Source organism: Pseudomonas frederiksbergensis (genome assembly GCF_017114915.1).
GTDB lineage: Bacteria > Pseudomonadota > Gammaproteobacteria > Pseudomonadales > Pseudomonadaceae > Aquipseudomonas > Aquipseudomonas frederiksbergensis_I.
This window is the reverse complement of record NZ_JAAUOE010000015.1, coordinates 101,263-117,559: the sequence shown is the minus strand read 5'-3', so window position 1 is coordinate 117,559 and position 16,297 is coordinate 101,263. Positions and strand designations below refer to the sequence as shown.

Here is a 16,297-nt window from a genome sequence, read left to right as displayed (position 1 = left end):
CGGAGAGCTTTACGCTCTTTTTCCCGATAACCAGCCCGAGACGGGGGTGATCAAGATCGTTATTGCGCGCAAGGAGCAGGAGATTTTTCCCCGGAACCTTGCCGGTAGGGGAGTCAAAGACTGCCTTGAAATGCCGGGGAGTAAGCAGACGCTTATCCCGACTGAAGTCCTGACTCACCTCCAGTGCCGGATTATCAAACTGCCAGACGCGCACGACCTTTGGCGCGACGACGCGACAGGACGGCACGACCGTTCTTGGTAGCCATGCGAGCACGGAAACCGTGGGTACGAGCGCGTTTGATAGTGCTTGGTTGGAAAGTACGTTTCATGTCGTGTTACCTGGTTCGTCCACAACGGGCCGGAATGGCCCCCGTTTTAAGAGACCGGGGATTCTAGAGAAAGCAAGCCTCTAGGTCAATTTCCAACCAACGTTTCCTTATAAATAGATCTCCAGAGGTTTTGCCTATCCGAGGTCGTTCTCCAAATATAGAAATAAAGAAGGGAATTATTTAAAGCTTTTCTGTAAAGCTTGTAAAAGCTAGGGACGTGATCGTCTGTGGATAACTGCTTTAAGCCCTTCTAAACCGCGATGTACAGAGAATGACAAGTACGCGGGAAAACGGTGGTCAGCCTGTGCTGCGCTATCGGATAAGCTGTGTGTGGAAAGGTCGGTTATCCACAGGCAGGTTATCCACCGAGTTTCGCCCCCACTTGTCCAGTGCCCTCATGGGCGGTTATCCACAGAGCTTATACACATACCGTTGGTCTTCTTTTCCAGGGTTAACGCATTGATAATTCATGCCCTGTGCGCAACCTGCATGTGGATAAGTGGGCGTCTGGCCGCTACAATGACCGCTTGTTTTTGCCTCACCGGCTTTCAACTTAGGGGATATCCGTGTCAGTGGAACTTTGGCAGCAGTGCGTGGAGCTTTTGCGCGATGAGCTGCCTGCCCAACAATTCAACACTTGGATCCGTCCACTACAGGTCGAAGCCGAAGGCGACGAGCTGCGTGTCTACGCACCGAATCGTTTTGTTCTCGACTGGGTCAATGAAAAGTACCTGGGCCGCGTCCTTGAACTTCTGGATGAGCACGGCAATGGCATGGCGCCGGCGCTTTCCTTATTAATAGGCAGCAAACGCAGTTCGGCACCGCGTGCGGCACCCAACGCCCCGTTGGCCGCTGCGGCGTCCCAGGCTCAAGCGGCTGCCACACCGGCCAGTGCTCCAGCCCCTGCTCCGGCGGTGGCACCGACCAAGCGTTCGACGCAAAAAGTTGCCGAGGTCAGTGAAGAGCCGTCCCGCGACAGCTTCGATCCAATGGCCGGCGCCAGTTCGCAACAAGCCCCGGTTCGCTCCGAACAGCGCACGGTGCAGGTCGAAGGTGCGCTCAAGCACACCAGTTACCTGAACCGCACCTTTACCTTCGAGAACTTCGTCGAAGGCAAGTCCAACCAACTGGCCCGGGCTGCGGCCTGGCAGGTGGCGGACAACCCCAAACACGGTTACAACCCGCTCTTCCTTTATGGCGGCGTCGGTTTGGGTAAAACCCACTTGATGCACGCTGTGGGTAACCACTTATTAAAGAAGAATCCGAATGCCAAGGTCGTGTACTTGCATTCCGAGCGTTTCGTGGCCGACATGGTCAAGGCGCTGCAGCTGAACGCAATCAATGAGTTCAAGCGCTTCTACCGTTCGGTGGATGCATTGCTGATCGATGACATTCAGTTCTTCGCTCGCAAGGAACGTTCGCAGGAAGAGTTTTTCCACACCTTCAACGCCCTGCTCGAAGGTGGTCAGCAGGTCATTCTCACCAGTGACCGCTATCCGAAAGAAATCGAAGGCCTTGAAGAACGCCTCAAATCCCGCTTTGGCTGGGGCCTGACGGTTGCCGTCGAGCCGCCGGAGCTGGAAACCCGCGTAGCGATCCTGATGAAAAAGGCCGACCAGGCCAAAGTCGATCTGCCACACGACGCGGCGTTCTTCATTGCCCAGCGTATTCGCTCCAACGTCCGTGAGCTGGAAGGCGCGCTTAAACGCGTGATCGCCCACTCGCACTTCATGGGCCGCGACATCACCATCGAGCTGATTCGCGAATCCTTGAAAGACTTGTTGGCACTGCAAGACAAACTGGTCTCTGTGGATAATATTCAGCGCACCGTCGCCGAGTATTACAAGATCAAGATCTCCGACCTGCTGTCCAAGCGTCGTTCACGCTCGGTGGCACGTCCGCGCCAGGTCGCCATGGCCTTGTCCAAGGAATTGACCAACCACAGCCTGCCGGAAATCGGCGATGTGTTTGGTGGCCGCGACCATACGACTGTTTTGCACGCCTGCCGCAAGATCAACGAGCTTAAGGAATCCGACGCGGACATCCGCGAGGACTATAAGAACCTGCTGCGTACACTGACCACTTGATGAACACCAGCGCAGCTTATTAAGGCAAGGGACTAGACCATGCATTTCACCATTCAACGCGAAGCCCTGTTGAAACCCCTGCAACTGGTCGCAGGCGTCGTCGAGCGCCGACAGACCTTGCCGGTGCTCTCCAACGTGCTGCTGGTTGTCGAAGGCCAGCAACTGTCGCTGACCGGCACCGATCTGGAAGTCGAGCTGGTCGGTCGTGTGCAACTTGAAGAGCCTGCAGACCCGGGTTCCATCACTGTGCCTGCGCGCAAGCTGATGGATATCTGCAAGAGCTTGCCAAACGATGCGCTGATCGACATCAAGGTTGACGAGCAAAAGCTCGTGGTGAAGGCCGGCCGTAGCCGCTTCACCCTGTCGACCCTGCCGGCCAATGATTTCCCAACGGTGGAAGAAGGCCCGGGTTCGCTGACCTGCAGCCTCGAGCAAAGCAAACTGCGTCGTCTGATCGAACGTACCAGCTTCGCCATGGCGCAGCAGGACGTGCGTTACTACCTCAACGGTATGCTGCTGGAAGTCTCGGCCGGGATCATCCGCGCCGTGGCGACCGACGGTCACCGTTTGGCCATGTGCTCGATGCAGGCCGATATCGGTCAGCCGGATCGTCATCAAGTCATCGTGCCACGCAAAGGCATTCTGGAACTGGCGCGTCTGCTGACCGAACCGGATGGCAACGTCAGCATCGTGCTGGGCCAGCACCACATCCGTGCCACTACCGGCGAGTTCACCTTCACCTCGAAACTGGTCGACGGGAAATTCCCTGACTACGAGCGTGTTCTGCCTAAAGGCGGCGACAAGCTGGTACTCGGCGATCGCCAGGCCCTGCGTGAAGCGTTCAGCCGTACCGCGATTCTGTCCAACGAGAAGTACCGCGGCATCCGTCTGCAATTGGCCAATGGTCAGTTGAAGATCCAGGCGAACAACCCGGAGCAGGAAGAGGCGGAAGAAGAAGTGGGCGTTGAGTACAACGGCGGCTCGCTGGAAATCGGCTTCAACGTGAGCTATCTGCTCGACGTACTGGGCGTGATGACCACCGAGCAGGTTCGCCTGATCCTGTCCGACTCCAACAGCAGTGCGCTGGTGCAAGAGTCCGACAACGACGACTCGGCTTATGTTGTCATGCCGATGCGTCTGTAATGCTCAGCAGAAGCTAGATGTCCTTAAGTCGCGTCTCGGTCACCGCGGTGCGCAATCTGCACCCGGTGACCTTCTCCCCCTCCCCCCGAATCAACATTCTTTACGGCGCCAACGGCAGCGGCAAAACCAGTGTTCTGGAAGCCATTCATCTGCTGGGGCTTGCCCGTTCGTTTCGTAGCAGCCGTTTGTTGCCCGTCATTCAGTACGAGCAGTTGGCGTGTACGGTGTTTGGCCAGGTTGAATTGGCCGAGGGCGGGCACAGCGCATTGGGGATATCTCGCGATCGCCAGGGCGAGTTCCAGATCCGCATCGACGGGCAAAACGCCCGTAGCGCGGCGCAACTGGCGGAGATCCTGCCGCTGCAGTTGATCAACCCGGACAGTTTTCGCCTGCTGGAAGGTGCGCCGAAGATTCGTCGGCAATTTCTCGACTGGGGTGTGTTCCACGTGGAACCGCGATTCATGTCTACGTGGCAGCGCTTGCAGAAGGCCTTGCGCCAGAGAAACTCTTGGCTGCGGCATGGTACACTTGACGCCGTTTCGCAAGCGGTTTGGGACAGGGAACTGTGCCAGGCCAGCGCTGAAATAGATGAATACCGCCGCGCTTACATCAAAGCCTTGAAACCAGTCTTTGAACAGACCTTGAGCGAACTGGTTGAGCTTGAGGGCTTAACGCTCAGCTATTACCGGGGTTGGGACAAAGACCGCGAGTTGAGTGCAGTGCTCGCCGGATCCCTGCAGCGGGATCAGCAAATGGGGCATACCCAGGCCGGACCGCAACGCGCTGATTTGCGCCTTAGATTGGGTGCACATAACGCCGCGGACATCTTGTCCCGTGGTCAGCAGAAGTTGGTGGTCTGTGCATTGCGGATCGCCCAGGGGCACCTGGTTAGTCAGTCCCGACGCGGCCAGTGTATTTATCTGGTGGATGACCTGCCGTCTGAACTGGACGAGCACCACCGTCGCGCGCTTTGCCGCTTGCTGGAAGACTTACGCTGCCAGGTCTTTATCACCTGTGTAGATCACGAATTATTGAGGGAAGGCTGGCAGACGGAAACGCCAGTCGCTCTGTTCCACGTGGAACAGGGCCGTATCACCCAGACCCACGACCATCGGGAGTGAAGGCATTGAGCGAAGAAAATACGTACGACTCAACGAGCATTAAAGTGCTGAAAGGCCTGGATGCCGTACGCAAACGTCCCGGTATGTACATTGGTGACACCGACGATGGCAGTGGTCTGCACCACATGGTGTTCGAGGTGGTCGACAACTCGATCGACGAAGCCCTCGCTGGCCACTGCGACGACATCAGCATCATTATCCACCCGGATGAGTCCATCACCGTTCGCGACAACGGCCGTGGCATCCCGGTAGACGTGCACAAAGAGGAAGGCGTTTCCGCCGCCGAGGTCATCATGACCGTCCTCCACGCTGGCGGTAAGTTCGACGACAACTCCTACAAGGTATCCGGCGGTCTGCACGGCGTAGGTGTGTCTGTTGTGAACGCCCTGTCCGAAGAGTTGGTCCTGACTGTTCGCCGTAGCGGCAAGATCTGGGAACAGACCTATGTCCATGGTGTTCCGCAAGAGCCAATGAAAATCGTCGGCGACAGCGAAACCACCGGTACCCAGATCCACTTCAAGGCTTCCAGCGAAACCTTCAAGAACATCCACTTCAGCTGGGACATCCTGGCCAAGCGTATTCGCGAACTGTCCTTCCTCAACTCCGGTGTCGGCATCGTCCTCAAGGACGAGCGCAGTGGCAAGGAAGAGTTGTTCAAATACGAAGGTGGTCTGCGTGCGTTCGTTGAATACCTGAACACCAACAAGACCCCGGTCAATCAGGTGTTCCACTTCAACGTCCAGCGTGAAGACGGCATCGGCGTGGAAATCGCCCTGCAGTGGAACGACAGCTTCAACGAGAACCTGTTGTGCTTCACTAACAACATTCCGCAACGCGATGGCGGTACTCACCTGGTGGGTTTCCGTTCGGCACTGACGCGTAACCTGAACACCTACATCGAAGCTGAAGGCCTGGCGAAGAAGCACAAAGTCGCCACCACTGGTGACGATGCTCGTGAAGGCCTGACGGCGATCATTTCGGTGAAGGTACCGGATCCGAAGTTCAGCTCCCAGACCAAAGACAAGCTGGTGTCTTCCGAAGTGAAGACCGCGGTCGAACAGGAGATGGGCAAGTACTTCTCCGACTTCCTGCTCGAGAATCCGAACGAAGCCAAGCTGGTCGTCGGCAAGATGATCGACGCGGCGCGTGCCCGTGAAGCTGCGCGTAAAGCCCGTGAGATGACCCGTCGCAAAGGCGCGCTGGACATCGCCGGTCTGCCGGGCAAACTGGCAGACTGCCAGGAAAAAGACCCTGCCCTTTCCGAACTGTACCTCGTGGAAGGTGACTCTGCTGGCGGCTCCGCCAAGCAGGGACGCAACCGCAAGACCCAAGCCATCCTGCCGCTGAAGGGCAAGATCCTGAACGTCGAAAAGGCGCGCTTCGACAAGATGATCTCTTCGCAAGAAGTGGGCACCTTGATCACCGCGCTGGGCTGCGGCATCGGTCGCGACGAATACAATATCGACAAGCTGCGTTACCACAACATCATCATCATGACCGATGCTGACGTCGACGGATCGCACATCCGTACCCTGCTGCTGACCTTCTTCTTCCGCCAGTTGCCGGAACTGATCGAGCGTGGCTACATCTACATCGCTCAGCCACCGCTGTACAAGGTCAAAAAAGGCAAGCAAGAGCAATACATCAAAGACGACGACGCCATGGAAGAGTACATGACGCAGTCGGCCCTGGAAGATGCGAGCCTGCACCTGAACGAGGAAGCCCCGGGTATCTCCGGTGAAGCCCTTGAGCGTCTGGTGAATGACTTCCGTCTGGTGATGAAGACCCTCAAGCGTCTGTCGCGTCTGTACCCACAGGAACTGACCGAGCACTTCATCTACCTGCCAGCCGTCAGCATGGAGCAACTGTCCGATCACGCAGCGATGCAGGATTGGCTGGCTCAGTATGAAGTTCGCCTGCGCACCGTCGAGAAATCCGGTCTGGTTTACAAAGCCAGCCTGCGTGAAGACCGTGAGCGTAACGTCTGGCTGCCAGAGGTCGAACTGATCTCCCACGGCCTGTCGAACTACGTCACCTTCAACCGCGACTTCTTCGGCAGCAACGATTACAAGACCGTCGTCTCCCTGGGCGCTCAACTGAGCACCTTGCTGGATGACGGTGCGTACATCCAGCGCGGCGAGCGCAGGAAAGCGGTCACCGAATTCAAGGAAGCCCTTGAATGGCTGATGGCTGAAAGCACCAAGCGCCACACCATCCAGCGATACAAAGGTCTGGGCGAGATGAACCCTGATCAACTGTGGGAAACCACCATGGATCCGGGCTCGCGCCGTATGCTGAAAGTGACCATCGAAGACGCCATCGGCGCCGACCAGATCTTCAACACCCTGATGGGTGATGCGGTCGAACCGCGCCGTGACTTCATCGAAAGCAACGCCCTGGCGGTTTCCAACCTGGACTTCTGATCCGGCGCCGCGAAAACGAAAAGGCCAACGCTTAGCGTTGGCCTTTTTTATTGATCGCAGAAATGTAACCGCTCTTCATTCGCCAGCAGTCGCTACGCTCTCAAGCCGATACCCATACCCGTAAATCGTCAGCAGTTGCCAACCGCGATCCGCCGTCAGGCCCAGCTTGTTGCGCAGGCGATAAATATGAGTGTCCAGCGGGCGGGAGGACACTATTTCTTCATGGCTCCAAAAGCGCTCATACAAGTATTCACGGGACAAAGGGCGGCCCAGATTGGCGAACAGGCAGCGGGCGAGACGGTATTCCCGTTCAGTCAGGTTGATGGGATTGGAGGCGCGAGTGACGGTGAGTTCGGCGTCGTCGAATTCGAGGTCATTGAAGGTCAGTATTTCGGTGGATGCTGTGCGTTGCAGTCCATGTCGACGCAGCACCGCATTAACCCGAGCCATCAGCTCATTGGGGCGAAACGGTTTGCTCACGTAATCGTCGGCTCCGGCGTTCAAGGCCTGGACGATATCGCTTTCGGTATCGCGGCTGGTGAGCATGATCGCGGCTGGTGGTGCGTCCATGTGTTCACGGGTCCAGCGCAACAACGACAGGCCGCTGATATCGGGCAGTTGCCAGTCGAGAATCAGCAGGTCGAAGGTTTCCCGCCGAAGTTGCCGTAACAGATCCTCTCCCCGCTCGAAGCTGTGCAACCTCCACGCCTGCTCTCCCGTGACGGAGATTTGTCGCAGTGTCTGTTCCACCCGGCGGAGTTCGGCGGGTTCGTCATCCAGTATGGCGACACGCATGCCGAGTGCTTCCTTCATCTCGTAAGTGCAAAGAAAATTCCTGCGGGATTTTAGGCTGATTGATTGAATCTGAACAATTGCGGTGAATCGCTGCGAAATTCCCTCGGCGCGACAACGTTGGGTGTTTCAGGCACCTTCAGTCAATTCTGAACAAATATTGAGAATGATCTCGCGAGGTTCCTTATGCCGTAGATTCGTTGTCGCTGAGCGGCACAGGGGCATCGGGATGTGCCCCGACGCAGGGAGCGTCAACGTGAACTGGCAGGACCATCGATTGCCGGTTTTCGGCGGTCCGCAGTTCAGGGGAAAACACACGGAGTGCCTGCTCGGTGCTGACACAGGGATGTGTCATCTCATGTCCGTTGCACTTATGGCTATCTGCCAGAGCGTTCGCTCAGGTATCGTGCGGCAAGCGCGTGCGTATACCCGGCATGACTTTCACAAGAGCATAAAAAGCCAATCCATGAACCCCATGACCTTATTGTTCCCACGCCGTTCTGGCGTCTATCTTTTACTGGTTGTCGGTGTGATGGGATTGCTCACCCAGAGTGCAACGGCGGCTATCGCTCTGGTAAAACGCCCGCCCTATATCGATGACAATCAACAATGCCGCGGTCAACCGCTTCCTGCGACTGTCGAGCATTTGACCGGCGAAGCCTGGAAGCTGGACGCCAAAGGCAAGCAGACGCCCCTGCAGGAAGGTATGTCGATCGACGAGCAGGAAGGCGTCATGACCTCGCCCTCGGCGTTTGTCAGCCTGTCCCTGGGCGATGGCTCGCGGGTGGTGCTACCTTCCAGCTCACGCATCACGCTGCACCTCAATGAAGAACATTCAATCCCTCAGGTCATCCTTGAGCAGGGGCAGGTCGAGTCGTATGTGATCAAACGTGCCAGCGACCATGACCGTTTTCAGATTGTCACGCCGGTCGGTGTACTGGGCGTACGGGGCACGCATTTCCGGGCGCACAACGATGACGGTGGCCACGCACTGCTGGAAGTGCTGAACGGACAGGTGGCGGTCAACCGTGATGAGGAACCATTGTCGCCCCGCCCTGCCCGGTCCGCTGCCAAACGGATTCAAGGCCCAGAGGATGACGAAGTTCAGGTCATGGCCCGTCAGGGTTTGCGTATTCAGAAACAAGGCGCCTTGACCCCAGTCGACTTGTTACCCGCGCCGCGTTTGTTGGGGCAGGCCGGTCAGACGGGTAATGTGCCTGTCTGGCAATTGATCATGAAGCCCATTGAAGGCGCCACGCGTTATCGGGCGCAAGTAGCCACCGACGCAGCCTTTCTGGACATCAAGCAAGAGCAGTTTTCCAGCACGCCTGAGGTCAGGTTCAGCGGGTTGAAAGCGTTTTTCTACCATGTGCGCCTGTCGGCATATGACGCTCAGGGATTAGAGGGAGAAGTCGGGGTGTATGACATTTTCTATTACCCCAGGATCACGCGTGTCCAATAGCGCCCTGGCCGACGACCGATGAAGGGCCGCCCAAGGAAGGACGGTCGCGAGCCGACCCAGGCTCAGCGGCTGTTTCGGCGAATGGTCCGCGAGTGGTTGTGGGTCAGCCTGATCCTGTTACCGCTGACGGCAGTGCTGTCCTTGAGCCAGGGTCTGGCCTTGAGCAATCTGCTGTACGACAACCTGCGCCGGCTAAGCCCCCTGCCGGTGGACCCACGAATACTCGTCGTCACGATCGATGACTACAGCTTGCAGCAACTTGGCCAATGGCCATGGCCGCGGGCCACACACGCGCAGTTGCTTGATCGGCTCAGCGCCGCAAACGCCAAAGGCATTCTGTTCGACGTGATCTTCAGCGAGCCCGATAGCCATCCCGACAACGACCAGCGTCTGGCCGAAGCGGCCTGCCGGGCCGGGAATGTCTTCGTGCCGTTGCTGCGCGAAGGCGTCGCGCGTTATGGGCGGCCCTTGGGGGAAATTGAACCGGTGCCTGCGCTGAGCCATTGCGCCAAAGGCATCGGGCACATCAATGCCGAAGCGGATGCCGACGGGATCGTGCGCAGTGTGTATTTAAGCGAAGGACCGGCACAAAAAACACGCGCGCAACTGGCCTGGCTGCTGTACGAAGAGACCCTTGCCGACAAGGGAAATGTACCGATGCCCAGCACCCCGGCTATGCCGTCGGTGCAAGGTTGGCAACGAGCCCACGAAATACGGATTCCTTTCATCCGTTCCGACGCGGGTTTTCCCAGTGTGCCCTACGTCAGCGTATTGCGCGGCGAAGTCCCGCCCGAGCTGTTGCGCGATCGCTTGATCCTGATCGGCGCCACCGCTCCAGGTCTGGGGGATCGTTATGTGACACCGCAATCGGCGAGCATCGGCACCACGCCGGGCATCGAGATTCAGGCGAATATCCTCAACGGGCTGCTGCAACAGCGCAACATCGTGGAGCTCGATGAGCGTTTGGCGGCGTTGTTATCGGTGGTGATTGTCGGTGAGTTGCTGGGGTTGATGTTGGTGCGTCCGCGTCGCGCGCTATGGCTGACCCTGGGGGCAATGGCGGCCGCGCTGTTGGGTTCGAGCCTGCTGTTGCGCCTTGGCTGGTGGTGGTCACCGGCCGCGAGCCTGCTGGGTATGCTGCTGGGTTACCTGATCTGGAATTGGCGCAGGCTGAATGCGGTGCTCGCCTATTTCGGCTGGGAACTGGCGCGCCTGGACAGCGAGCCGAAAGTCTTTCCGGAACGGCGCCGCACCCAGGCCCCGGCCGGCGATGTGCTGCAAGGGCAAATCGTCGCGTTGGAGCAGGCCATGAGCCGGACCCGCGACACCCGGCGTTTCATTGCCGATGGCCTTGAGTACCTGCCGGTGGCGACGCTGATCAGCGATCCGAACGGGCGCATTCTGCTGGCCAACCGCAAGGCTCGAGACGTGTTTTCCCACGGCCTGGTGGGCGAGGACATGCTCGAGCAACTGAGCGACCTGGGTTATCCGGTGCCGTCCGACGGAACCCCTTCTGCGTTGTCGAGCCTTGATCCCCTGGAGTTTCGTGACACCCAGGCACGTAGCCTGCGTCTGGACCTGGCGCCGCTGCTGCCGGCCGAAGGTGATGCCGTGATTGGCTGGTTACTGAGCCTTACTGACTTGAGCGTCGAGCGGGACGCCGAGGAACAGCGAGCCGTGCTGCTGCGCTTTCTGTCCCATGACCTTAGGGCGCCCCACTCGGCAATTCTGGCCTTGCTCGACGTTCAGCGGCATCAGGTGTCCGGCGACACTCAAGTGTTCAGTCAGATCGAGTTACAAGTGCGCAAGGCACTGAACCTGACCGAGGCCTTTGTGCAGTTGGCCAAGGCTGAATCCGAGGCTTATCAGTTTCAGCCGAGCATGTTCGCGATGCTGCTGCTCGATACCTTCGATCAGGCCTCGAGCATCGCTCATCTGAAGAACATTCAATTGCTGCATGACCTGGACGAAGACGCTGAAGCGCTGGTCCTGGCCGATCAGTCGTTACTGACGCGGGCACTGTTCAACCTGCTGGAAAACGCCATCAAGTACAGTCCGGCGGGTTCGCGGATCACTGTGCGGGTGAGTTGTACCGAGGGCTGGTTGATATGCGAGATCGCCGATCAGGGCCGAGGGATTGCCGTCGAAGAACTCCCGGAGTTGTTCAGTCAGTATCGGCGTTTTACCTCGGCTCACGGCAGTGATGGCCTGGGGCTGGGGTTGTCCATGGTCAAGGCCGTGGTGGATCGTCACGGCGGGGGGATTTTCTGTCATAGCGTGGTGGGACAAGGTACGACGTTCAGTGTCCAGTTGCCGCTATTGAGCGAGTGAGCCAGACGCTTTTCACAGGCATAAAAAAACCGGCTATATCAGCCGGTTTTTTACGTCCGAAAAAAACTTATGCACGTTTTCCGAAGTTTTATTTGCTTAAGAAATATGTATGTAAATCATAAACTTAAAAACCAAATGCAGTGATTTTCAACAAAACGGCACACAGGTTATCCACAGAATCTCAGGCAGTCATTTGATCGGTCGCACTTGGTGCCGCCGGGGCTGCTGGCAGCGAACCCATTTCGCGCTGCATCTGTTCGTTCCAGGCCTGAACCCGGTCATTCAGGTCGGCAATGGCCCGCGGCCCGCTACCCTCGGCGTACATCGGCGCACCGATGATAACGGTGATCACGCCCTGCTGCTTGGCCCACCCGGTTTTTGGCCAGAACTTGCCGGCATTGTGTGCAATCGGCAGCACTGGTAACGACGCATTGACGGCCAATGCGGTGCCGCCTCGGGAGAACTTGCCAATGGTGCCGTAGGGAACGCGAGTTCCTTCAGGGAAGATCAGCACCCAGACATTGTCCTTGAGCAATTCATCGCCCTTCTTCGCCACATGCTTGAGCGCGGCTTTCGGGTTGTCGCGGTCAATGGCGATCGGCCGCAGCATGGCCATGGCCCAGCCGAAGAACGGCACGTAGAGCAGTTCGCGCTTGAGCACCTGGCTCAGCGGCTCGAAGTACGCCGAGAGAAAGAACGTCTCCCAGGTGCTCTGGTGGTTCGATTGAATCACGCAGGGCTGCTCAGGTACGTTCTCGGCACCCTTCACTTCGTAGCGAATGCCCAGAAAAACCTTGCTCAGCCACAAGGCGCAGCGGCACCAGTACACGTTGATAAAGCGATAACGCGCCTTGAATGGCAGAAACGGCGCGATAAAAAAGCTCAGGGTGCACCAGAGCAACGAGCTGGTGCCCAGCAGCAGGTAAAAGAGGAACGTTCTGATGGCCTGCAGTATCGACATGGCGACATTTACCGTTGCGGGCATTGCCCGCCTATTCAAGCGCACTCCCGATCAGTCCTTGGCCAGGATGTCAGAAGAGCCTTAGTTGTGGATAAGTTCCGCGGCAATCGCCGCCAGATCGTCAAAAATCAAGATGCCCGCCGGTAGGGTCAAGCCCTGCGTCTTTTCGCCTTTCCCGGTCTTTACCAAAACTGGCTGACAGTCGACGGCTCTGGCGGCTTCCAGGTCACCGAGAGTATCGCCGACGAACCATAGATTCGTCAGCGAAACGTTGTAATGCGCGGCGATGGTTTTCAGCATCCCGGGTTTTGGCTTGCGGCAATCGCAGCCATCGTCCGGCCCGTGCGGGCAATAGACGATCAGCCCGACTTCGCCGCCCTGCTCTGCCACCAACTCGCGCAAGCGAGCGTGCATGGATTCCAGGGTGGCGATGTCGTAATAGCCGCGAGCGATACCGGACTGGTTGGTGGCGACCGCCACCGTCCAGCCGGCCTTGCTCAACTGCGCGATCGCTTCGATCGAACCGGGGAGCGGAATCCACTCCTCCACCGACTTGATGTACGCGTCGGAGTCGTAATTGATCACCCCGTCCCGATCGAGAATCAGCAGTTTCAACAGCAGCCCCTCAGCCCAGCAGCGAAATGTCGGCGACGCCGAGGAACAGCCCACGCAGACGCGCCAGCAGCGCGTAGCGGTTGGCTCGCACCTTGGCGTCTTCGGCGTTGACCATCACGGCTTCGAAGAACGCATCCACCGGCTCGCGCAACGCAGCCAGGCGCGCCAGCGATTCGCTGTATTGACGGGCCACCGCCATTGGCTGCACAGCCTGGTCCGCCTGCTGGATCGCCGAATACAACGAGAACTCGTTGGCGTTGTCGAAGTACTTGGCTTCAACGACTGTCGGCACGGAGCCTTCGATTTTGCTCAGCAGGTTCGAAACGCGCTTGTTCACCGCGGCAAGGGCTGCGGCTTCCGGCAATTTGCGGAACGCTTCTACCGCTTGTACGCGCTGGTCGAAGTCCAGGGCCGAACCCGGCTTCAAGGCACGTACCGACAGGTAAGTCGCGACATCCACGCCTTCGTCTTCATAACGGGCACGCAGACGGTCGAAGATGAACTCCAACACCGACTCGTTCAGGCCGGCAGCCTTGACCTTGGCACCGAACGCATTCACGGCGAAGGCCACGGCGTCGTTCAGGTCGAGGTCGAGCTTCTTGTCGATCAGGATCCGCAACACACCCAACGCGGCACGGCGCAGGGCATACGGGTCCTTGCTACCGGTCGGCAGCATGCCGATACCGAAGATACCCACCAGGGTGTCGAGCTTGTCGGCAATGGCCACGGCCGCACCGGTCAGGGTGGTCGGCAGTTCAGCGCCGGCGCCGCGCGGCATGTACTGCTCGTTCAGCGCCAGGGCGACATCTTCCGGCTCGCCGTCGTTTAGGGCGTAGTAGTAACCGGCGACACCTTGCATTTCCGGGAACTCACCGACCATTTCGGTCGCCAGATCGCATTTGGACAGCAGGCCGGCACGCGCCGCCCAGGAAGCGTTACCGCCGATGCGAGCAGCAATGTAGGCCGCCAGCTTCGACACGCGCTCGGCCTTGTCGTAGACGCTGCCGAGTTTTTCCTGGAACACCACGTTCTGCAGACGCAGATTGAAATCTTCGAGTTTTTGCTTCTTGTCTTGCTTGAAGAAGAACTCGGCGTCGGTCAGGCGTGGGCGAACCACTTTCTCGTTACCGGCGATGATCTGCTGCGCATCCTTGCTTTCGATGTTGGCCACGGTAATGAAACGAGGCAGCAACTTGCCGTCGGCATCCAGCAGGCAGAAGTACTTCTGGTTGTCCTGCATGGTGGTGATCAGCGCTTCTTGCGGCACGTCGAGAAAACGCTCTTCGAACGAGCACACCAGCGGCACCGGCCATTCAACCAGCGCAGTCACTTCGTCGAGCAAGGCTTGCGGAACGATCGCTGTACCTTCCTGCAGTGTCGCCAGTTCTTCGGTGCGCTTGCTGATCAGCTCGCGACGCTCGTTGGCATCGGCCAGTACATAAGCGGCACGCAGATCGTTCAGGTAGTTGGCCGGCGAGGTGATGCGCACGCTTTCCGGGTGGTGGAAGCGGTGACCACGGGAATCGCGGCCGGCCTTTTGGGCGAGGATGGTGCAATCGATGACGTGGTCACCGAGCAGCATCACCAGCCATTGGGTCGGGCGAACGAATTCTTCCTTGCGGGCACCCCAGCGCATGCGCTTGGGGATCGGCAGGTCGTTCAGGGAGTCCTCAATGATGGTCGGCATCAGGCTCGCGGTCGGCTTGCCGGCGATGTTTTGGCTGTAGCGCAGCTTCGGGCCGCTCTGATCGATTTCGCTCAGCTCTACACCGCATTTCTTGGCGAAGCCCAGGGCCGCTTGAGTCGGGTTGCCTTCGGCATCGAACGCAGCCTGGCGTGGCGGACCGTCGAGGTTGATGCTGCGATCCGGCTGCTGGGTCGCCAGCGCGGTGATCAGCACGGCCAGACGACGCGGCGCAGCGTAAACGGTTTTGCTCTCGTAGCTCAGACCAGCGGCTTGCAGGCCTTTGTCGATACCGGCCAGGAATGCCTCGGCCAGGGTGTTCAGGGCTTTGGGTGGCAGTTCTTCGGTGCCCAGTTCAACCAGAAAATCTTGAGCACTCATTGTGCAGCCTCCAGCTTGGCCAGTACTTCGTCACGCAGGTCCGGGGTCGCCATTGGAAAGCCGAGCTTGGCGCGAGCCAGCAGGTAGGCTTGTGCAACGGAACGCGCCAGGGTGCGGACACGCAGAATGTATTGCTGACGCGCGGTCACCGAGATCGCCCGGCGCGCATCCAGCAGGTTGAAGGTGTGCGAGGCCTTCAACACCATTTCGTAGCTCGGCAACGGCAGCGGCTGGTCGAGTTCGATCAGGCGCTTGGCTTCGCTTTCATAGAAGTCGAACAGTTCGAACAGCTTCTCGACGTTGGCGTGTTCGAAGTTGTAGGTCGATTGCTCCACTTCGTTCTGGTGGAACACGTCGCCGTAGGTCACCTTGCCGAACGGACCGTCAGCCCAGACCAGGTCGTAGACCGAGTCCACGCCTTGCAGGTACATGGCCAGACGCTCCAGACCGTAAGTGATCTCGCCGGTCACTGGGTAGCACTCGATGCCGCCCGCTTGCTGGAAGTAAGTGAACTGCGTCACTTCCATGCCGTTGAGCCAGACTTCCCAGCCCAGACCCCAGGCGCCCAGCGTTGGCGACTCCCAGTTGTCTTCGACGAAACGGATGTCGTGCACCAGCGGGTCCAGACCCACGTGCTTGAGGGAGCCCAGGTACAGTTCCTGGAAGTTGTCCGGGTTCGGCTTCAGGACTACCTGGAACTGGTAGTAGTGCTGCAGACGGTTCGGGTTTTCGCCGTAGCGGCCGTCAGTCGGGCGACGACTGGGCTGCACATAAGCGGCGTTCCAGGTTTCCGGGCCAATGGCGCGCAGAAACGTGGCAGTGTGGAAAGTGCCGGCGCCTACTTCCATATCGTAGGGCTGAAGTACCACACAACCTTGCTCGGCCCAGTATTGCTGGAGGGCGAGGATCAAGTCTTGGAAGGTACGCACGGCTGGCGTAGGCTGGCTCACGAAATTCACCTGTTTCTT

At 58.5% G+C, this 16,297-nt stretch carries 13 protein-coding genes; 6 read left to right on the top strand and 7 right to left on the bottom strand.

The features are described 5' to 3' along the window. Both HCU66_RS13695 and rpmH read right to left on the bottom strand, forming a co-directional pair. A partial coding sequence (locus tag HCU66_RS13695) for a ribonuclease P protein component (protein WP_205888991.1) occupies window positions 1-178 on the bottom strand: 178 nt, incomplete at its 3' end. 16 nt (window positions 179-194) lie between these two features. Beyond that, window positions 195-329, bottom strand: coding sequence for a 50S ribosomal protein L34 (rpmH, locus tag HCU66_RS13690; RefSeq protein WP_003213577.1), 135 nt, complete (start codon window positions 327-329; stop codon window positions 195-197). A 566-nt stretch (window positions 330-895) separates the two neighbouring features. Here rpmH and dnaA point away from each other — a divergent pair. From dnaA to gyrB, 4 genes are read left to right on the top strand one after another with little or no spacing between them, the layout of a single operon-like run. After that, window positions 896-2,416: a chromosomal replication initiator protein DnaA gene (gene dnaA / locus HCU66_RS13685; RefSeq protein ID WP_205888988.1), complete on the top strand. Its 1,521-nt coding sequence runs from the start codon at window positions 896-898 to the stop codon at window positions 2,414-2,416. Between the two features lie 39 nt (window positions 2,417-2,455). After that, entirely contained in the window at window positions 2,456-3,559 is a 1,104-nt protein-coding gene (gene dnaN, locus HCU66_RS13680; RefSeq protein WP_007903001.1) for a DNA polymerase III subunit beta, read from the top strand. 17 nt (window positions 3,560-3,576) lie between these two features. Then, entirely contained in the window at window positions 3,577-4,680 is a 1,104-nt protein-coding gene (gene recF / locus HCU66_RS13675; protein ID WP_205888987.1) for a DNA replication/repair protein RecF, read from the top strand. A 5-nt stretch (window positions 4,681-4,685) separates the two neighbouring features. After that, window positions 4,686-7,103: a DNA topoisomerase (ATP-hydrolyzing) subunit B gene (gene gyrB, locus HCU66_RS13670; protein WP_205888986.1), complete on the top strand. Its 2,418-nt coding sequence runs from the start codon at window positions 4,686-4,688 to the stop codon at window positions 7,101-7,103. Between the two features lie 75 nt (window positions 7,104-7,178). Here the strand turns inward: gyrB and HCU66_RS13665 are convergent, their stop codons facing one another. Then, window positions 7,179-7,898, bottom strand: coding sequence for a response regulator transcription factor (locus HCU66_RS13665; protein ID WP_205888985.1), 720 nt, complete (start codon window positions 7,896-7,898; stop codon window positions 7,179-7,181). A 529-nt stretch (window positions 7,899-8,427) separates the two neighbouring features. Between HCU66_RS13665 and HCU66_RS13660 the strand changes: the two genes are divergently transcribed. After that, window positions 8,428-9,357 (top strand): FecR family protein, encoded by a 930-nt coding sequence (locus HCU66_RS13660; protein ID WP_241015486.1) that lies wholly within the window; start codon window positions 8,428-8,430, stop codon window positions 9,355-9,357. A gap of 18 nt (window positions 9,358-9,375) precedes the next feature. Next, window positions 9,376-11,688 carry a CHASE2 domain-containing protein gene (locus tag HCU66_RS13655; protein WP_205888984.1) on the top strand — a complete coding sequence of 771 codons (2,313 nt, stop codon included), beginning with the start codon at window positions 9,376-9,378 and terminating at the stop codon, window positions 11,686-11,688. A gap of 181 nt (window positions 11,689-11,869) precedes the next feature. Here the strand turns inward: HCU66_RS13655 and HCU66_RS13650 are convergent, their stop codons facing one another. The 4 genes from HCU66_RS13650 to glyQ all read right to left on the bottom strand — a co-directional run bounded on the left by HCU66_RS13650 (window position 11,870) and on the right by glyQ (window position 16,279). Next, complete coding sequence (locus tag HCU66_RS13650; protein ID WP_205888983.1) at window positions 11,870-12,649, bottom strand: lysophospholipid acyltransferase family protein; 780 nt, start codon at window positions 12,647-12,649, stop codon at window positions 11,870-11,872. A gap of 81 nt (window positions 12,650-12,730) precedes the next feature. Further along, complete coding sequence (gene gmhB / locus HCU66_RS13645) at window positions 12,731-13,270, bottom strand: D-glycero-beta-D-manno-heptose 1,7-bisphosphate 7-phosphatase (protein ID WP_205888989.1); 540 nt, start codon at window positions 13,268-13,270, stop codon at window positions 12,731-12,733. A 4-nt stretch (window positions 13,271-13,274) separates the two neighbouring features. Then, complete coding sequence (gene glyS, locus HCU66_RS13640; protein ID WP_205888982.1) at window positions 13,275-15,329, bottom strand: glycine--tRNA ligase subunit beta; 2,055 nt, start codon at window positions 15,327-15,329, stop codon at window positions 13,275-13,277. After that, window positions 15,326-16,279, bottom strand: coding sequence for a glycine--tRNA ligase subunit alpha (gene glyQ, locus HCU66_RS13635; protein WP_003213601.1), 954 nt, complete (start codon window positions 16,277-16,279; stop codon window positions 15,326-15,328). The genes glyS and glyQ overlap by 4 nt, the downstream gene beginning before the upstream one ends. Window positions 16,280-16,297 lie beyond the last annotated feature (18 nt).